Origin of the sequence: Streptomyces sp. NBC_01381 (assembly GCF_026340305.1) — a bacterium.
In the GTDB taxonomy this organism is placed as follows: Bacteria; Actinomycetota; Actinomycetes; order Streptomycetales; family Streptomycetaceae; genus Streptomyces.
The window spans coordinates 1-17,388 of the sequence record NZ_JAPEPI010000008.1 but is presented as its reverse complement, the minus strand read 5'-3'; the positions used below and the strand labels follow the sequence as shown (position 1 = coordinate 17,388).

Sequence of the window (17,388 nt, the reverse complement as noted above, 5' to 3'; positions counted from 1 at the left end):
AGTCGTTCTGCATGATTTGGCGGAACTGCGCCGCACCGGCCAACTGCCCGCGGGTGTACCGGTGTTCGTGGACAGCGCCACCTACCTGGTGCACGGCGAGGAGGAGGCGGCCCGGACGCTTCGTGACCGGATCGATCGCACCTTGGCGTGGACGGCCGTCGTGCCGCGCTCGGGCGAACGCGTCCTGGTCCGCTGAGAACGACCTGAGGAGGAAGGGACGACATGACCACCGCTACCAATCTGCTCAATGTGCTACCGCCCGAAGGGCGTGAACGCCTGCTGACACTCAGCCGCGAAGTGACGTTCCCCGCCGGGGAGCGGATCTTCAACGAGGGCCGGCTCGCCGATCGCTTCTGGATCATCAGTACGGGCCGTGTCGACCTGGACATCCATGTGCCGGGGCGGCAGGCGGCCGTGGTCGAATCGCTCGGCCCCGGGGACCTGCTGGGCTGGTCCTGGCTGACGGCACCGCATCAATGGCACCTGGGTGCCGAAGCGGCCTCGACGGTGCGGGCGCTCGAGTTCGACGCCGTCGCGGTACGGGCCGTCTGCGCCGCGGATCCGGTGCTCGGTCTGGCCCTGGCCTGCCGTGTCGCAGAGATCATCGGCCACCGCCTGCATGCCGCCCGAATACGCCTGCTGGATCCTACGGCCCTTACGGCAGCAGCACCAATCCGCCGTCGGACTGAGGAGAATCCCATGCACCACCACGGCCCGTACCGCGTGAGTGACGTGATGAGCCGGCCTCCGGTCGCTGTCCTGCGGAACGCAGGGTTCAAGGAAGTGGTCGAAGCCATGACCCGATGGCAGGTCAGCGCTCTTCCCGTACTGGACGACGAGGGCATCGTGGTCGGTGTGGTCTCCGAGGCCGATCTGCTGCCCAAAGAGGAGTTCAGAAGCAGCGATCCGACCTGGCGGGAACAGCGGGCGCGCCTCGATGACCTGGCCAAGGCCGGGGCGGTGACCACCGAGCAGATCATGACAAGGCCGGCTGTCACGGCCCGTGCCCGGATGAATCTCGCCCAGGCAGCACGGATCATGGCGGTCAACGGGGTGAAACGACTACCCGTGGTCGATGCCGATGGCCGTCTCGAGGGAGTCGTCAGCCGCCGCGATCTCCTCAAGGTCTTTCTGCGCACGGACGAGGAACTCGCCGACGAAGTCCGTCGGGAGATCGACGGCCTGCTGTCCCCAGGGGTGTCCCCCGGCGAGCTGTGGGTCCATGTCGCCCAGGGCGTGGTCACCCTGAGTGGCCGGATACATGACACCTCGCTGGTGCCGGTCGTGTCCCGGGTCATCCGTGCGGTGGAAGGCGTGGTGGATGTGGAGTGGGCACTCGACGTCCGGGGTGCACGGCCCCGGATGCACCCCTAGGGAGCCGATGACTGATCTGATGGGGATCCGGAACCGGCGGGCGGCACAGCGCGCAAGGGGCAGGCATGTCGGACGTACGAGTGTTCTCGAAGGAGTCGCCGATCAAGGTCTTCCTGGTCGACGACCACGAGGTGGTGCGGCGTGGGCTGCATGACCTCCTTGATGCCGAACCCGACATGGTGGTGGTCGGAGAGGCCGGCACCGCGTCCCACGCCCTCGCTCGGGGGCCCGCTCTGCGCCCCGATGTCGCCGTGCTCGACGTGCGGCTTCCGGACGGCAACGGCATCGCCGTCTGCAGGGAACTGCGGGCACGTATGCCGGACCTGGCTGGCATCCTTGTTGGCCTCGAGCCAGCTCTGGCGGTACTGGGACTCCGCGTAGAGGCGGGCGTTCTCGATGGCCACGCCGGCCGCCACGGCCAGTGTGGCGAGTACGGTCTCGTCCTCGTGGTCGAACTCCTGGCCGCCGCGCTTCTCGGTGAGGTACAGATTCCCGAACACCTCGTTACGCACCCGGATCGGCACCCTCAGGAACGAGTGCATCGGCGGGTGGTGCGGCGGGAATCCGTAGGAGGCCGGGTGTGCCGACAGCTCGGCGAGGCGCAACGGCCGGGTGTGGCGGATCAGCTCTCCGAGAATGCCGTGCCCCGACGGCAGATGTCCGATGGCCTCCGTCTGCTCCGCGCTCACCCCGACGGTCAGGAACTGGGAGAGCTGCTGGTCATCGCCGATCACCCCGAGGGCGCCGTACTCGGCGTCGACCAGTGACACCGCGGTCTCGACGATGTGCCGCAGGACTTGGGGGAGGTCGAGGCCGCGGCCGACCGCGAGCACCGCCTCAAGCAGCTCATCGACCCGATGCTGGGTACCGCGGATGGCGTCGATCCGCACCTGGAGTTCGGCCAGCAGCTCGGCCAGGCGCAGCCGTGGCAGGTGCTCGGGGCCTGTCCCGCTCTCCCGCGCCATCACATTCCGCCAGTACCGAGACGACGTCCCCTCACCGCTTCCCACCGTATCCCCGGGCGGGCCACCGGGCTCTTCGGCGTCCGGACAACCGGAATCTGGTTTGCCGCCCTCTCCCGATCCGTCGCGGTATGACTACTGTGTGGGGCATATCTGCATCGCCATGTCTGACAGACCCCGGCGGAGGCAGCACATGGGTGGGGAAGAGCGCAGTGGGTCGGGACAGTTGCCCCGATTACGGCTGGACGAGCTGCTCGAAGAGCTTCAGGTACGGATCGACGCGGTTCGCGGGACCCGGGACCGGCTGCACAGTCTGTTGGAAGCGGTCCTTTCGGTGGGGCGGGAGCTGGACCTGCCGCAGGTGCTGCGGCGCATCGTCGAGACCGCCGTGGCACTGGTGGACGCGGAGTACGGTGCGCTCGGCGTCATCGGCCCGGGGGACATGCTGGACGAGTTCCTGCCGGTGGGGATCAACGAGGAGCTGCGGGCACAGATCGGCGACCTGCCCTCGGGGCACGGGCTGCTCGGTGAACTGATCCGGCATCCCGAGCCGTTGCGGCTGCGGGAGCTTTCGGAGCACTCTGCCTCGTCCGGTTTCCCGGCCCATCATCCGCCGATGCACTCGTTCCTCGGTGTGCCCATCCGGGTGCGCGAGAAGGTGTTCGGGAATCTCTATCTCACCGAGAGGCGCGGCGGGGGCGAGTTCGACGCAGAGGACGAGGAGGTGCTTTCCACCCTCGCCGTGGCGGCGGGCGTGGCCATCGAGAACGCCCGGCTCTACGAGGAGGCACGGCTGCGGGAACGGTGGCTGACGGCGAGCGCCGAGTTCACCAGCTCCCTGCTGTCCGGCGCCTCGGAGTCGCGCGTACTGGAGTTGATGGTCGAGCGCGCCCGGGAGATCACCTCCGCCGACATCGGTGTGGTGGACCTGGTGGTGGCGGAGGAGGAGCTGCGCGGCGCACTCGCGCTCGGCGAGGGCTCGGAGGCGCACCGGGGCCGGCGCATTCCCCGCGAAGGGACCCTGGCCGGCGCGGCGTTGAGCGACGGCGGTCTGGTGACCGCCACGGACGTGAGCTGCGATCCGCGGGTCACCTTCGCGCCGGAGAGGTGGAAGGGTCTGGGGCCTGCGGTCGCCGTCCCGATGGGAACGGCCGACGGGCTGCGCGGCGTCCTCGTCCTCGCCCGGCGGTCCGGGCGCCCTGCCTTCGGCAAGGCCGAGATCGCACCGCTGCCCGGATTCGCCGGACAGGCCGCGCTCGCCCTGGAGCTGGCGGAACGACGACGGGACGCCGAGCAGATGAGCCTGCTCGAGGATCGGGACCGGATCGCCCGTGATCTGCATGACCTGGCCATTCAGCGTCTGTTCGCGACCGGCATGACGCTGCAGAGCGCCCAGCGGTTCGTCCAGCACCCTGAGGCTTCCGAACGCCTGGTGAGGGCGGTGGACGATCTCGACACCACCATAAAGATCATTCGGTCGACCATCTTCGGGCTGCGGGCGCATGAGGCGAGTGCGGTGACCGTTCCCGGCCTGCGGGCGCGGACGACGCGGACGGTGGAGGAGGCGATCGCTTCGCTGGGCTTCACTCCCGCCCTGCGTACGGAGGGCCTGATCGACACCGATGTGCCGGCCGTCATCGCCGACGACGCCGTGGCCGTACTGAGCGAGGCGCTCGCCAACATCACCCGGCACGCGCAGGCGTCGGCCGCGGAGATCTCCCTCCTCGTGGGTGGGGGACAGCTGACATTGACCGTGACGGACAACGGCGTCGGCATCGGCGTGAGCGGGCGTCGCAGCGGCCTGCGCAACATCGCCGAGCGGGCCGAGCGTCTTGGCGGCACGTTGACGCTGAGCGCCGGTCCGGACGGTGGAACACGGCTGGAGTGGCAGGTGGCGCTGCCGGCCCAGTGAGTCCGCGGGAACGGTCAGCGCGGGGTGCCCGGATCGACGTGGGCGGCGATCACCGCGGCCTGGATCCGGCGTTCGACGCCCAGCTTCGCCAGCAGCCGGGAGATGTGATTCTTGACGGTCTTCTCGGAGAGGAAGAGCCGCTTGCCGATCTGCCGGTTGGTGAGGCCTTCGCCGATCAGGGCAAGGATGTCCCGTTCACGTTCCGAGAGCCCAGCCAGCCTGGCGTCCTGCGACGACCCGGCCGTCGCGTCCGGACCGCGCAGAGTACTCATCAGACGAGACGTGGTGGCCGGGTCGAGCAGGGACTGTCCGGAGGCGACGGTGCGTACCGCGTCGATCAGGTCCGTGCCCTTGATCTGCTTCAGTACATAGCCCGCCGCACCCGCCATGATCGCGTCCAGGAGCGCGTCGTCGTCATCGAAGGACGTCAGCATCAGACAGGCCACCTCCGGCATCCTGGACCGCAGTTCACGGCGAACGGTGATGCCGTCGCCGTCGGGGAGCCGGATGTCGAGGATCGCCACGTCCGGGCGCAGGGCCGGGCCACGGACCTGCGCCTGTTCACTGGTACCCGCCTCCCCAACGACCTCGATGTCGGCTTCGGAGTCGAGCAGATCGTGGACTCCCCTGCGGACGACCTCGTGGTCGTCGAGGAGGAAGACCCGTATCGGGTGCTCCGGCGAGAAGGCGCTTGCGGCCATGACTGCCCCCTGACTGTCGACGGTTCCGTTCCGATCGTGTCGGGTGAGTGGGGTGGCGCACCAGGGCCGAGTGGGCCCGATCGGTACGGCAACTGGTGTCATCTCTCAGCAGATGCACGGGAGTTGCTCACCGAGCGGCAAGTCGACCACCCTGCGCGCGCCGATCAGCGTGCGCAGTACGACCCGGTGGGAAGGCCCTGCTGTGCGGGCACGGGCACGGCGGTCTCTTCGATCTCCACGCCGACGCCCGAGGCGCCCGCGATCTCGTTGAGCGAGGTGGCCAGACCGCCGCGGGTGGGGTCACGCAGGCTGTGGACGGCGCCGCTGAGGTGGGCGAGTGCCTGGACGAGGCGGTGCAGGGGGCGGGTGTCAGAGGCGATGTCCGTCTCGAAGCCGAGCCCTTCACGGCTCGAGAGTACGGCGGTGCCGTGCGGGCCGATCGGTCCGGAGAGCAGGACGATGTCGGCGGGGCGCGCGCGGGCCGCGGAGGGATTCAGGCCCGGGATGCGGCGACCGATGCCGGTCGTGTTGAGGAAGAGGCGGTCGGCGGCGCCGCGTCCGACGACCTTGGTGTCTCCGGTGATGACGGGGGCTCCGACCTGGTGCGCGGCCTTCCCCCCGGAGGCCAGGACGGCACGGAGTTCCGCGAGCGGCAGGCCCTCCTCTGCGGTCACCGCGAGGGTCAGGGCGAGGGGCAGCGCGCCGCGCATGGCAAGGTCGTTGAGGCGGTGCGCCCCAGCTCCGCCAGCAGCTGCCGGGACAGGGCCGGATCGCGGTACTCGTCGAGGTACTTCATCGGGGCGGTGTCCGCGGCGCCGGTTCGGCCGGTTCCACGCGCACGTCCACGACGCCTTCGACGGCCCGCGTGAGCCGGGCGGCCACCGGCACGAGGGTCCTGTCACGGATCTCTCCGCCGAGGGTGACCACACCCCCTTCGACCGCGACCGTGACGGCCCCGTCCGGGAAGAGGAACGCGGTCACGGTGCGGGTCACCTCGTCCGCGAGTTCCTCGTCGGTGCGCAGGAACACCTTCAGCAGGTCGCTGCGGCTCACCACGCCCTGCAGCAGGCCATGGGCGTCGATCACGGGGAGTCGCTTGATGTGCCGCAGGGCCATGATGCGGGCGGCCTGCGGGAGAGTGGTGTCCGAGTGGACGCTGACAGCAGGGGTGCTCATCACCTCGCCCGCGGTCAGGCCGCCGGCCTTGGCGAGGTCGGAGAGGCGGCGCAGCTGGTCGAAGCGCGTGGGGTCGCTGTCGCGGAACTCCTCCTTGGGCAGCAGGTCCGCCTCGGAGACCACACCGATGACCCAGCCCTCGCCGGCGACGACGGGCAGCGCGCTGATCTTCCACTGCTCCATCAGCTCGATGATCTCCTTGAAGGGGGCCTCACGGCCCACAGCGATGACGGTGTGGGTCATCACGTCGCTCACGGTGCGCGGGGAGTGGAGCACGGCGTCCTCCTGAGGAGTTGGGGGCGATCGGTGGTCAGGTGCGGTCGACGGTCAGGTCGAGGAAGTGGGTGGAGCAGGAGATGCACGGGTCGTGGTTGCGGATGGCCCGCTCGCACAGCTGCGTCAACTCCTGGTCCGTCGCACTGCTTTGGGTGATCGCCAACTGGGCGGTGCGGCGCAGGTCGTCCTCGATGGCGCCCTGGTTCTGCGCGGTGGGCGGCACGAGGCGGGCGTCGGTGACGGTGCCGTCGGCGTCCAGCAGGTAACGGTGGTAGAGGAGGCCGCGCGGGGCCTCCGTGGCACCGTGTCCGGTGCCCGCGGCGGCAGGGACCTCGCTGTACGGGCGGCGCGGCGGCTCGTACGTGTCGATGATCCGCAGCGCTTCGTCGACGGCGTACACGACCTCCACGGCCCGGACGAGGATCGACCGGTACGGGTTGCGGCAGACCGCCCCTTCGTAGGGGTCACCGAGCCCGGCCGCGCGGGCGGCCTCCACCGCCGTGCGCGACAGCCAGCGCCCGCTGATCGCGAACCGGGCCAGTGATCCCGTGAGATGACGACGCCCGTCGAGAGTGGAGTGCAGGGCGGTCGAGTGCGGCAGGTGCTCCTCCTGCACACGGTCCAGGAAGGTATGGAGCGGAAAGCTGCTCAGCGTGCCGTCCGCACGCAGGACCGCCGGCATGCCGTTCTCGATGGCGTACGTTCCCGGGGCGGCCAGCGCGAACAGGTCGGCGTCGGTCTCGGCGTCGGGGAAGTCGAAGCCCGCCACCCATTCGACGGTCTGCCAGGCATCGTCCGCGGCACGCCTCAACTGCTCTCCCAGTGGCCGTAGTTCGTGGTGCGTCGGGGTGCGGTGGAAGCCGCCTAGGCGGACGTTGACGGGGTGGATGGCGCGGCCGCCGAGAAGTTCGAGGATCGCGTTGCCCGCCTGCTTCAGGCGCAGCCCGCGCTCGACGTGTGCGCGGGCGGTGCGGGCAAGCTCGATGGCGCCGTCGCAGCCGAGGAAATCGGGGGCGTGCAGGAGGTAGATGTGCAGGGTCTGGCTCTCGATCCATTCGCCGCAGTACAGCAGCCGCCGCAGTTCGCGCAGGGCCGGGACGACGGTGATCCCGCAAGCGTCCTCGATCGCGGCGCAGGCACTCAGTTGGTAGGCGACCGGGCAGATCCCGCACACCCGGGCGGTGATGTCCGGCGGTTCGGTGTACGCCCTGCCTCGCAGGAAGGCCTCGAAGAACCGCGGCGGCTCGTAGATCCGCAGCCGCGCCTCGGTGACCGCCCCGTCGCGGACACTCAAATGCAGGGCGCCTTCGCCCTCGACCCGGGAGAGCGAGCCGACGTGCAGGACACGGGATCCCCGGTGCGTCATCGGCGCAACTCCTCTTCGAACGCTGCGGTGTTGAAGGTGTGCAGGAAGCGTTCGGTGTCGCGGTCGTCCATGCCGTCGCGGTGCAGCACCGGGATCAGCGCGGGCAGGTTCACCGACCCGGACGGGCCGAAGCAGCCGCGCCCGTACGCCGGGCAGATCGCCCCGCAGCCGGCGTGCGTGACCGGGCCCAGAGGTCCTGCCAGGTACGCGGTGATGACCTCAAGAAGCTGGCGGCGGTCGATGGGGCAGCCGCGCAGTTCGAAGTCGACGTCCACGTGCGCGGAGGCGGGGGTGGAGGTGGCGAGCGTGTCGATGTAGTCGGGGCGGGCGTAGACGGTGCGGGTGAACTCGTCGACGTCCGCGAAGTTGCGCAGCGCCTGGATGCCACCGGCCGTCGCGCAGGCCCCTATCGTCACCAGGTGGCGGGAGGCGGCCCGGATCGCGTGGATCCGTTCGGCGTCGGCGGGCGTGGTGACGGAGCCTTCGACCAGCGTGAGGTCGTACGGTCCTGGCCGGACCGCGCTGGAGGCTTCCAGGAAGTGGGCGATCTCCACCTGCCCCGCGAGGCCGAGAAGTTCGTCCTCGCAGTCGAGCAGGGTGAGCTGGCAGCCGTCACAGGAGGCGAGCTTGAACACGGCCAGCGTCGGCAGCCCCATCTCACAACTCCCTTACGTAGAGCAGGGGTTCGGCCTGGTTCCAGGTGACGACGGGGCCGTCCCTGCACAGCAGCAGCGGGCCGAGCCGGCAGTGACCGCAATGTCCGGTCGCACAGCGCATGTTGCGCTCCAGGGAGACCCTGACGCGGTCGGCGGGCAGGCCCCGGTGGAGCAGGTCGCGGGCCGTCGCCCGGATCATCGGCTCGGGGCCGCAGACGAACGCGGTGGTGTTGTCCGGCGTGAAGTGCGCATCGCCGCCGCAGCGGGGCGATGCCGCCGGCGACGACCAACAGGTCCTGCCCGATGGCCTTTTCGCGTTCCCAGCCGGTGCCGTAGGGGCCGCGCAGTCCGAGTACGTCATCGACTTCGGCGGCGTACAGCCCCTCGGAGACCGCACCCACGCCGCGTACCGTGTGCGCCAGGCCTCCGGTGGTGGGGATCGCGCTGACCGCCAGGGGGATCTCGCCCCTCCCGAACAGGGTGCCGGTGTCCGGGGTCTCCGCCCAGCGGGCGATCACCCGGTAGGGAACCGGCACGGCGGTCATCCCCGCACACCGCTTCCACTGCCGTAGGGGGCGTACAGGTCCAGGAGCCGGGTCCTGGCCGACTGCAGCCGGTGGGCAAGGACCCGGCCCACCCACTGGCCGACCACCGCGCCCAGGGCCTGATCGTCCTCACACATCAGCCGGACCGCGAGCGCGTCGAACTCGTGGGCGCGCACGGGACTCTGGGCCACGGCGCCGAGCTGCCACACGTACGGCGGGAACAGCCAGGACCAGCCGACCAGTTCACCGTGGCCCAGCGTCTCGATCGCCGGTGAACTGCGGCCGGGGACATGCATGTCGAGGACGACCGATCCGGTGCGGACGATCCAGAACCGGTCGGCGTGCCCGCCCTCCTCGAAGATCCGCGTTCCGGCCGGGAAGGACACCTCTCGCGCGATGCGCATCAGCCGTTCGCGATGCGCGACCGGAAGGGTGCTCAGCAGGGTCGTGGTGCTGGTCATCGTTCCGCCTCCTCGTTCCGGGCCCCGGCCTCCGCTTGCAGGGCCGTGACCTCTTCGGTGATGTCGATGCCGACCGGGCACCAGACGATGCAGCGGCTGCGGCCCGAGGAACACACCGGCCCGCCATGGACGTACGAGAAGTCCAGGTCGAAGCAGGAGTCCCAGCGCTGCCGGCGCTCGGCGTCCAGGCTCGAACCCATCAACTGCTGCAGGCTCACCGGCGGCATGGCCCGCCCCATCTTGTCGACGGCATCGGAGACCGCGGCGACGGCCGCGCCCCGGGTGGTGGCATCGGCCTCGCGGTGGGGGAGCTTGGCGAGCAGCTCCGCGCCCGCCTCGCTGCCTACCCGTACGAAGAATCGTTGCCCCGCCTGGTCGACGACCTCGGTGAGCGCGAGGTCGAAGCCCGCGTCGGCGCCGGGGCCGCCGCCCATGGAGACGCAGAAGCAGGTCGCACCCGGCTCGGTGCACTCGGCGGCTATGAGGAACGCCCCCCTCCGGCGTTCCTCATAGCCGCTGTCCCTGAAGTGACCGCCGGTCAGTACCTGGTCCTGGATCGCGATGGCCCGCAGGTCGCAGGGGCGGACTCCGAGGAAGGCATACGAGGGCCGGTCGGCGGTCTCCGTGCTGATGGCCACCGTTCCATCGGGGGCGCGGTCCGCGCTCCACAGCTTCTCCCGCTGCGGATGCAGGAAGTTCTTCCAGGACTGCGGACCGGCCGAGTGCGCGAAGGCCGCTCCGTCCTCGCGGCGCCGCAGCCGGTAGTGCCCGGCCTCCAGCTCCACGCCCCAGCCGTACGGGAGTTGATCGGCCGAATCGAGTTCGGCAAGGACGATCGCACCGTCACGGACCGTGGGTCCAACGACCGTGCGGCCGTCGGCATTCAACTCCGCGACGAGGGCGTTCAGGCCGTTCCGGTCGAGGACTGCCGTGGCTCCGCCGGTCGTCATGTCCGTCCTCCCCACACGTCGGGGTGGTTCTGTCGGGGTGGTCTCCCTACACTCACCAGGCTCGAAGAGGAGCCTCCTGCGGGGCAGGGGCCGAGCGGCCCTATTCGGGCCCGGCCGGGCCCGGTTCAGGCCTCACCACCGGTCCACCGCGGTTCCGTCCGCGCCCACGCCTGCTCCCACTCGGCCATGCGCCGGCGGTGCGCCACAGTGCGTACGGTGATCCAGGCACTCCCGATAAACCCCCAGGCCACAAGGCTCGCCGCGCCGCCCACGGCGATCGCGGTGCCCCACTGGACGTCCTCGGCCATCGGGGCCGTGGTGACCCTGCCTTGGGCGTCGAGCCAGACGTCGGTGCGGCTACCCGTCGTGGCGCCTGCCTCGACCTTGGCAACGGCCGCGTGCGCGGTGCCGCCACGATCGGTCCAGCGCACCTTGACCGGGTGGGTCGTACGGGAACCGACGCTGCCGGCCGCCGGAGCATTCTCGATCAGTGTGGCCCGTACGACGTGGCCGTCGGCCCGTTGCCGTTCGGCCTTCGCGTGCGCGGCGTCGTATGTGAAGGACCCTGCGAACGCCCCGGCCAGGGGCGCGACGAACAGCATCGCGGCCCCCAGCAGCAGTCCCGTCCACGCCTCGACGACGTCGCTGCGACGACGCAGCGGGCTTCTCCGCCACCGCCAGCCGGCGGCGCGCCCGTGCGGCCGGGTTCGGGTGTCCACGCCCTCAGCTCCCCCGTGTCCCGGCCGCGACGTCACCCCGCAGCTCGGCAGCGACTCGCCGTGCCCGCGTGGAGATCGGCTTGAAGTCGCGGAAGTCGCCTCCCTTGCCCTCACTTGCCGAAGGATCCAGGGGGCCGCTGCCGAGGACGAGGGCGTCGTACGCCTGAGGCTCGCCGACGTCGCTTACCAGCCGCATCTCGGAGTCGAGGCCCTCCTCGCGCAGAACCTCCGTGATGGTTCGGGCGATCTCCGCCGTGGACCAGTTCTTCGTCGCGTTGGCGAGGAGCACCTTGGTGGTCATGGTGACTTTCCCCCTCAGAGTTTGCGCAGCCAGTCGTCCGTGACGCCGCGCATCGCTTGGTCGTTCGGCTGCAGGTGGGAGTCGTCCACACGGTGGGTGAGCTTGTCCACGACCGCCACGACACCATCGATCTCACGCGTCATGTGCAGGGCGACGGGTACCTCGCTGCGGCGCTCCAGCTGGCCCTCGAGGGTCACCACACCGTCCTGCACGTCGATTTTGATGGTCTGGGGTGCCAGCCACAGGGTGCGCACCAGGACCTGTTCGATCACTTCGTGGCGGATCTCGTCATCGGCGCGCAGGAACACCTGAAGGAGGTCGCGCCGGGTGACGATGCCGACCAGGCGGTCCTCCTCGTCGACGACGGGCAGTCGCTCCACCTTGTGCTGGGCCATGCAACGGGCGCCCTCGGCAATGGAGTTGTCGGCGTGCACGCAAACGGGCGGCGTGGACATGAGCTGTCCCGCTGTACGCGCCGTGGCCTTGGCCCGGTCCTTGCGTCCGCCCTTGCCCACCCGCGGTAGCCGGAAGCGGCGCGGCGCCTGGTACGGGTCGGGCGCCTGCGCCTCGCGCACCAGCAGGTCCGTCTCGGAGATCACCCCGACCACCTTGTCGTCGGCATCGATCACGGGCAGCCCGCTGATGCGGTACTCGGCGAGGCGCTTGGCCACCTCCTTGAACGGCGTGCCGTACTGGGCGCTGACGACCTCACTGGTCATCACCGAACCGATCTTGCTGTGCTTCATCTCTGTCTCCTTCTCGGCGCAGTCGTTCTCTCGGCCCAGTCGTTCTCTCGGCGCAGTCGTGCTCAGCGCAGTCGGCGCAGATACGGATCGTGGGAGGTCCGAGGCAGCAGTCGTACGCGCACGTCGAGTGCCGTGGTGCCGCCCGGCCATGCCAGGACGGGGTTGAAGTCGGCCTCCGCCAGCTGTGGCAGGTCACAGGCCATTCGGGAGAGCCTGTGCAGCAGTTGCTCAAGGCCTTCGAGGCCGACCGGACCGGTGCCGCCGTGTCCGAAGAGCAGCGGGGCACAGCGCGGCGAGGCGATCAGGTCATGGACGTCCAGGTCGGTGAGTGGGGCCAGGCGGGCGGCGCGGTCGGCAAGCAGCTCGGTGGCCGTGCCGCCGAGCCCGAGCCCGTGCGAACCGGTCGTCCCGGGCCGGGCCGGCGCGTCGGCGTCGAGAGCCAGCCGGTGCACGCGTCCGGGGTGGGCGGGGTGCGCGTGTGCGGCGTCCACGACCACCGCGAGATCGGATCCCTCCCGCAGGCCGATCAGGCGGGCGGGGTCGCCGTCGCAGGTGGCCAGGACCGTCCCGGCCGGCAGGGGCCGTTCGGCGGCCCGCTCGCGGAACCGGGCGATGACTGCCCAGCCCAAGCCGTCGTCGCGCCGGAACTCGTTGCCGACGCCGATCACCGCGATATGGGTCCGGGTGGGCATCGCGTCTCCTTCCGCCGGGCCGTGCTGCCACTGTGCGGATCCGCTGGTGGCCTCGGTAGGGGCCGAATGTCCCCTACCGGGGCCGGTTCGCCCCTCCCCGGCCGGCCTCCTCCGTGGAACCGTCCGAAGCGGAGCCCCTGCCAGGGGCATGCCGGAAGGTGGTGGCATCGTGGACAAGCCCCTGATCGTCGGAGTCGACGGCTCGGATCCGAGCCTGGCCGCGCTGGACTGGGCCGTGGACGAGGCCGCGGCGCACGGGGTGCCGCTGCTTATCGTCCATGCGTCGCGGTGGGAGTGGTACGAAGGACACGAGCCGTCGTTCGGCATCAACCGCTCCTCCGTGCAGGCCCTCTCGGACCACATCGCCGCCTCGGCGGTGGAGCGCGCCCTGCGCCGCACCTCCGGCGTGAAGGTGACGAGCGAGGTGGTGTCCGAGGATCCGGCCGCCGCGCTGGCGCGGCTGAGCGCGGAGGCCGACGCCGTCGTCGTCGGCAGTCGCGGGCGCGGTGAACTCGCGGAACTGCTGCTCGGCTCGGTGAGTCTGTCCGTCGCCGCGCACGCCGCCTCACCGGTGATCGTCGTACGCGGCTCCGAAGGGAAGGTGACCGGAGGGCTCAGTACGGTCGCGGTCGGCGTGGACGATCCCGAAGAGGCTGCCCATGCGGTGCGGTTCGCTCTTCGCGAGGCTCAGGTGCGGAACGCCGCCGTGATCGCCGTTCACGCCTGGCGCTGCCCCGCCCGGGAGATGCCCGACTTCCCCGCACTGACGAACGACGACCATGGGCGCCGGGCCGAGCAGCTCGTCGAGGAGGCCGTGCGGGGTGCGGCGGCCGCCGCCGGCTCCGGCATGACGGTCCGCGGCCGGACCGTCGAGGGGCACGCGCGCGCCGCCCTCCTCGACGCCGCCCGCACGGCCGATCTCCTGGTGGTCGGCGCCCGCCGCCGCAAGGGACACGTCGGCATGCAACTCGGCCCCGTCAACCACGCCGTGCTGCACCACGCGGCCTGTCCCGTGGCCGTCGTCCCACACGTCTGACCACGGCGCCGTACGCCCTGACACCCCAGATCTGACCACAGCACCGTTACGCCCTGACACACCCCACACGAGAAGCGGGAGGCACCGTGGCACACGTACGACTGACGACCCTGGACGCCCACTGGCGCGCGGCGAACTACCTGGCCGTCGGCCAGATCTACCTCATGAGCAACCCCCTGCTGACCGAACCGCTGCGGCCCGAGCACATCAAGCCGCGCCTGCTCGGCCACTGGGGCACCTCCCCCGGGCTCAACCTCGTACACACCCACCTCAACCGCCTCATCCAGGAACACGGTCTGGACGCGCTGTGCGTGTGGGGGCCGGGGCACGGCGGCCCGGCCGTGCTGGCCAACTCCTGGCTCGAGGGCTCGTACAGCGAGACGTACCCCGACATCACCCGGGACGCGTCAGGCATGGCGAAGCTGTTCCGGCAGTTCTCCTTCCCCGGCGGCGTGCCGAGCCATGTGGCCCCGGAGACGCCCGGCTCGATCCACGAGGGCGGCGAACTCGGCTACTCCCTCGCGCACGCCTACGGAGCCGCCTTCGACAACCCGCGCCTCCTCGTCGCCTGCGTCATCGGTGACGGCGAGGCCGAGACGGGACCGCTCGCCGCCTCCTGGCACTCCAACAAGTTCCTCGACCCGGTCCACGACGGCGCGGTCCTGCCCATCCTCCACCTCAACGGCTACAAGATCGCCAACCCGACGGTGCTCTCCCGTATCCCCGAGTCCGAACTGGACGCCCTCCTCAAGGGATACGGCCACGAACCGCTGCACGTCACCGGCGACGACCCGCGCAAGGTCCACCAGGCGATGGCCAAGGCCATGGACCAGGCCCTGGAACGCATCACCGCCATCCAGCAGACCGCCCGGAACGGCGGCGCGTCGCACGGCCGCGCGCGCTGGCCGGTGATCGTGCTGCGCACGCCCAAGGGCTGGACGGGCCCCGCGACCGTGGACGGCGTGCCGGTCGAGGGAACCTGGCGCTCCCACCAGGTGCCGCTCTCCGGCGTACGCGAAAACCCTGACCACCTGGCCCAGTTGGAGACGTGGCTGCGCTCCTACCGGCCAGAGGAACTCTTCGACAAGCACGGCCGCCCCACCCCCGAGGTGCTCGCCTGCATCCCCGATGGCCGACGACGGCTGGGCGCCACCCCGCACGCCAACGGCGGCCTGCTCACCCGCGCGCTTCCCCTCCCGCCCCTTGAACATTTCGCCGTCCCCGTCGAGAAACCGGGATCCGCCCTGCACGAACCCACGCGGGTACTCGGCGGTCTCATCGCCCACGTCATGGCGGAGACCGCCGAGCGCCGTGACTTCCGGGTCGTGGGCCCGGACGAGACCGCCTCCAACCGGCTCGGCGCACTCTTCGACGTCACCGGCAAGGCCTGGCAGGCCCAGACCCTGGACACCGACGAGCACCTCGCCCCGGACGGGCGGGTCGCGGAGATTCTCTCCGAACACCTCTGCCAGGGCTGGCTGGAGGGCTACACGCTCACCGGCCGTCACGGTCTCTTCTCCTGCTACGAAGCCTTCGTCCACATCGTCGACTCGATGGTCAACCAGCACATCAAGTGGCTGAAGACCTCGCGTTCACTGCCCTGGCGCGCGCCGGTCCCGTCCCTCAACTACCTGCTGACATCGCACGTCTGGCGCCAGGACCACAACGGCTTCTCCCATCAGGACCCCGGCTTCGTCGACCACGTACTCAACAAGAGCCCCGAGGTCGTCCGCGTCTACCTCCCGCCGGACGCGAACACCCTGCTCTCCGTCGCCGAACACGTCCTGCAGAGCCGCGACTACGTCAATGTCGTCGTCGCGGGGAAGCAGCCCTGCTTCGACTGGCTCTCCCTCGACGACGCCCGCACCCACTGCGCGCGCGGCGCCGGCATCTGGGAGTGGGCCGGATCGGAGACGGGCGGGCGCGAGCCCGATGTGGTGCTCGCCTGCGCGGGCGACGTCCCCACCCAGGAAGTCCTCGCCGCGGCCCAGCTGTTGCGCCGGCACCTGCCCGACCTCGCCGTCCGCATGGTCAACGTCGTAGACATGACGCGACTCCTGCCCCGCGAGGAACACCCGCACGGCATGCCCGACTCCGAGTACGACGCGCTCTTCACCCCCGACAAGCCCGTCATCTTCGCCTACCACGGCTATCCCTGGCTGATCCACCGCCTCGCCTACCGCCGCACCGGACACGCACAACTGCACGTCCGCGGCTACAAGGAGGCGGGCACCACCACCACGCCCTTCGACATGGTCGTACGCAACGACCTCGACCGCTACCGCCTGGTCATGGACGTCATCGACCGCGTCCCCGGCCTCGCCGTACGCGCCGCGGCCGTCCGCCAGACCATGGCGGACACCCGCACCCGCCACCACGCGTGGATCCGCGAACACGGCACCGACCTCCCCGAGGTCGCCGACTGGACCTGGACCGGCTGACCCTCCGAACGCACCGTGGAGGTGCGCACCATGCCCACGCAACGGACCATCACCGCAGGCGTCGACGGCTCGCCCGAGAGCCTGGAAGCCGCGGACTGGGCGGCCCGAGAAGCCCTGCGCCGCGACCTGCCGCTCCACCTCATCCATGCCTACGACGTGCCCTCGGAGCGAAGCCATCTGCCGGAGATCGAGGTCCCGTTCCACCGCGAGCGCGGTGCGCTCGACCGCGCCGTCGTCCAGCTCTCCTACGCACACCCCGCCCTGGGGATCCTGGACGAGCAGGTCACCGGACCACCGGTGCGGGCACTGTTGGCAGCGGCCGAATCCTCGGCCCTGCTGGTGGTCGGTTCACGCGGCTTCGGCGCGCTCGCCGGCGTCTTGGTCGGCTCGGTGGCCCTGGCGGTCGCGGCCCGGGCCGACTGCCCGGTCGTCCTGGTGCGGGCGGGCGGACATCCCGAGGACGATCCTGAAGGCTCGGCGGCAGGACCGAACCGTCCGGTCGTGCTCGGCCTCGACCTGGACCGGCCCTGCGACGAACTGCTGGAGTTCGCCTTCTTCGCCGCGGCCGCCCGCCACGCGCCGCTGCATGTCGTGCACACCTGGGCGGTTCCTCTCGTCCCCAGCGCTGACGCCACCGATCCCACGGTGGCGAAGTCCCGCTCTCTCTCTGCCTCGCTCACGCCTTGGCGGAACAAGTTCCCAGGGACGCAGGTCACCGAGCGGCTCGTGCACGGTCTGGCCGGCCACCATCTGGTCAAGGCCGCTGCGGAGGCCGGCCTGCTCGTCGTCGGCCGCCGCATCTCCGCAGGGGGGCGCCTCGGACGCACCGCTCACGCGGCGATACATCGCACCCGATGCCCGGTCGCGATCGTTCCGCACTCCTGATGCCTCCTCGCCACGCCGAGGGCGACGTTCGACGCCGCGCAGTGATAGGGCTCTTTGAATCGCTCTGGTCGGAATTTCGTGGCGGTCACGTTCGACTTTGTGGGCAGGGGAGCATGACCGTCACGAGATTCCGACCATCACTCGGGCAGCGACAGATCACACGACTCCCCTGGTGCGACGGAGACGGAC

17 protein-coding genes and 3 pseudogenes are annotated in these 17,388 nt (G+C 70.5%); 7 read left to right on the top strand and 13 right to left on the bottom strand.

What is annotated here, in order from left to right; translation table 11 throughout:
* The 3 genes and pseudogenes from OG453_RS45085 to OG453_RS45070 form a co-directional block, all read left to right on the top strand.
* On the top strand, positions 1–196 hold a 196-nt coding region (locus OG453_RS45085), incomplete at its 5' end, for an MBL fold metallo-hydrolase RNA specificity domain-containing protein (RefSeq protein WP_323178762.1).
* 26 nt (positions 197–222) lie between these two features.
* A complete protein-coding gene (locus tag OG453_RS45305; RefSeq protein WP_323178761.1) occupies positions 223–1,374 on the top strand; it encodes a CBS domain-containing protein in 1,152 nt (383 codons plus the stop codon).
* Positions 1,375–1,439: 65 nt separating this feature from the next.
* Positions 1,440–1,703 (top strand): annotated as a pseudogene (locus tag OG453_RS45070) (response regulator transcription factor); the annotation flags it as partial.
* Here the strand turns inward: OG453_RS45070 and OG453_RS45065 are convergent.
* Positions 1,701–2,339: pseudogene (locus tag OG453_RS45065) on the bottom strand (GAF domain-containing protein); the annotation flags it as partial. The pseudogenes OG453_RS45070 and OG453_RS45065 sit on opposite strands and share 3 nt — an antisense overlap.
* Positions 2,340–2,529: 190 nt before the next feature.
* On the opposite strand from OG453_RS45065, the gene OG453_RS45060 reads away from it, so the two are divergent.
* A complete protein-coding gene (locus OG453_RS45060) occupies positions 2,530–4,248 on the top strand; it encodes a GAF domain-containing protein (RefSeq protein WP_266874648.1) in 1,719 nt (572 codons plus the stop codon).
* Positions 4,249–4,262: 14 nt separating this feature from the next.
* Here the strand turns inward: OG453_RS45060 and OG453_RS45055 are convergent, their stop codons facing one another.
* From OG453_RS45055 to OG453_RS45000, 12 genes and pseudogenes are all read right to left on the bottom strand, one after another.
* Positions 4,263–4,949 (bottom strand): response regulator transcription factor, encoded by a 687-nt coding sequence (locus OG453_RS45055; RefSeq protein ID WP_266874647.1) that lies wholly within the window; start codon positions 4,947–4,949, stop codon positions 4,263–4,265.
* A gap of 164 nt (positions 4,950–5,113) precedes the next feature.
* Positions 5,114–5,659, bottom strand: coding sequence for an AIR synthase-related protein (locus OG453_RS45050; protein WP_323178760.1), 546 nt, complete (start codon positions 5,657–5,659; stop codon positions 5,114–5,116).
* 82 nt (positions 5,660–5,741) lie between these two features.
* Positions 5,742–6,401: a CBS domain-containing protein gene (locus OG453_RS45045; protein ID WP_266874646.1), complete on the bottom strand. Its 660-nt coding sequence runs from the start codon at positions 6,399–6,401 to the stop codon at positions 5,742–5,744.
* 34 nt (positions 6,402–6,435) lie between these two features.
* Entirely contained in the window at positions 6,436–7,767 is a 1,332-nt protein-coding gene (locus OG453_RS45040) for a Ni/Fe hydrogenase subunit alpha (protein WP_266874645.1), read from the bottom strand.
* Positions 7,764–8,423 (bottom strand): oxidoreductase, encoded by a 660-nt coding sequence (locus OG453_RS45035; RefSeq protein ID WP_266874644.1) that lies wholly within the window; start codon positions 8,421–8,423, stop codon positions 7,764–7,766. Before OG453_RS45035 ends, OG453_RS45040 begins: the two co-directional genes overlap by 4 nt.
* A gap of 1 nt (position 8,424) precedes the next feature.
* Positions 8,425–8,968: pseudogene (locus OG453_RS45030) on the bottom strand (hypothetical protein).
* Positions 8,965–9,429 carry a Crp/Fnr family transcriptional regulator gene (locus tag OG453_RS45025; RefSeq protein ID WP_266874643.1) on the bottom strand — a complete coding sequence of 155 codons (465 nt, stop codon included), beginning with the start codon at positions 9,427–9,429 and terminating at the stop codon, positions 8,965–8,967. Before OG453_RS45025 ends, OG453_RS45030 begins: the two are co-directional and overlap by 4 nt.
* Positions 9,426–10,379 (bottom strand): 4Fe-4S ferredoxin, encoded by a 954-nt coding sequence (locus tag OG453_RS45020; protein ID WP_266874642.1) that lies wholly within the window; start codon positions 10,377–10,379, stop codon positions 9,426–9,428. Before OG453_RS45020 ends, OG453_RS45025 begins: the two co-directional genes overlap by 4 nt.
* 125 nt (positions 10,380–10,504) lie before the next feature.
* Positions 10,505–11,098 carry a hypothetical protein gene (locus OG453_RS45015; protein WP_266874641.1) on the bottom strand — a complete coding sequence of 198 codons (594 nt, stop codon included), beginning with the start codon at positions 11,096–11,098 and terminating at the stop codon, positions 10,505–10,507.
* Positions 11,099–11,102: 4 nt separating this feature from the next.
* Positions 11,103–11,399, bottom strand: a complete 297-nt coding sequence (locus tag OG453_RS45010; RefSeq protein ID WP_266874640.1) for a hypothetical protein — start codon at positions 11,397–11,399, stop codon at positions 11,103–11,105.
* A 14-nt stretch (positions 11,400–11,413) separates the two neighbouring features.
* Positions 11,414–12,145 (bottom strand): CBS domain-containing protein, encoded by a 732-nt coding sequence (locus OG453_RS45005; RefSeq protein ID WP_266874639.1) that lies wholly within the window; start codon positions 12,143–12,145, stop codon positions 11,414–11,416.
* Between the two features lie 62 nt (positions 12,146–12,207).
* Positions 12,208–12,837: a hydrogenase maturation protease gene (locus OG453_RS45000; protein WP_266874638.1), complete on the bottom strand. Its 630-nt coding sequence runs from the start codon at positions 12,835–12,837 to the stop codon at positions 12,208–12,210.
* 169 nt (positions 12,838–13,006) lie between these two features.
* Between OG453_RS45000 and OG453_RS44995 the strand changes: the two genes are divergently transcribed.
* The 3 genes from OG453_RS44995 (at position 13,007) to OG453_RS44985 (ending at position 17,199) form a co-directional block, all read left to right on the top strand.
* On the top strand, positions 13,007–13,873 hold the full coding sequence (locus tag OG453_RS44995) for a universal stress protein (RefSeq protein ID WP_266874637.1): 867 nt from the start codon (positions 13,007–13,009) through the stop codon (positions 13,871–13,873).
* Between the two features lie 86 nt (positions 13,874–13,959).
* Entirely contained in the window at positions 13,960–16,314 is a 2,355-nt protein-coding gene (locus tag OG453_RS44990; RefSeq protein WP_266874636.1) for a phosphoketolase, read from the top strand.
* A 30-nt stretch (positions 16,315–16,344) separates the two neighbouring features.
* Complete coding sequence (locus tag OG453_RS44985; protein ID WP_266874635.1) at positions 16,345–17,199, top strand: universal stress protein; 855 nt, start codon at positions 16,345–16,347, stop codon at positions 17,197–17,199.
* Positions 17,200–17,388: the final 189 nt, after the last annotated feature.

Excerpts from the sequence above, each read along its gene's own strand:
- OG453_RS45060 (WP_266874648.1), top strand. The coding sequence starts at position 2,530 with ATGGGTGGGGAAGAGCGCAGTGGGTCGGGACAGTTGCCCCGATTACGG.
- OG453_RS45035 (WP_266874644.1), bottom strand. The coding sequence starts at position 8,423 with ATGGGGCTGCCGACGCTGGCCGTGTTCAAGCTCGCCTCCTGTGACGGC.
- OG453_RS45005 (WP_266874639.1), bottom strand. The coding sequence starts at position 12,145 with ATGAAGCACAGCAAGATCGGTTCGGTGATGACCAGTGAGGTCGTCAGC.
- OG453_RS45000 (WP_266874638.1), bottom strand. The coding sequence starts at position 12,837 with ATGCCCACCCGGACCCATATCGCGGTGATCGGCGTCGGCAACGAGTTC.
- OG453_RS45050 (WP_323178760.1), bottom strand. The coding sequence starts at position 5,659 with ATGCGCGGCGCGCTGCCCCTCGCCCTGACCCTCGCGGTGACCGCAGAG.
- OG453_RS45020 (WP_266874642.1), bottom strand. The coding sequence starts at position 10,379 with ATGACGACCGGCGGAGCCACGGCAGTCCTCGACCGGAACGGCCTGAAC.
- OG453_RS45055 (WP_266874647.1), bottom strand. The coding sequence starts at position 4,949 with ATGGCCGCAAGCGCCTTCTCGCCGGAGCACCCGATACGGGTCTTCCTC.
- OG453_RS45305 (WP_323178761.1), top strand. The coding sequence starts at position 223 with ATGACCACCGCTACCAATCTGCTCAATGTGCTACCGCCCGAAGGGCGT.
- OG453_RS44985 (WP_266874635.1), top strand. The coding sequence starts at position 16,345 with ATGCCCACGCAACGGACCATCACCGCAGGCGTCGACGGCTCGCCCGAG.
- OG453_RS45025 (WP_266874643.1), bottom strand. The coding sequence starts at position 9,429 with ATGACCAGCACCACGACCCTGCTGAGCACCCTTCCGGTCGCGCATCGC.
- OG453_RS45010 (WP_266874640.1), bottom strand. The coding sequence starts at position 11,399 with ATGACCACCAAGGTGCTCCTCGCCAACGCGACGAAGAACTGGTCCACG.
- OG453_RS45040 (WP_266874645.1), bottom strand. The coding sequence starts at position 7,767 with ATGACGCACCGGGGATCCCGTGTCCTGCACGTCGGCTCGCTCTCCCGG.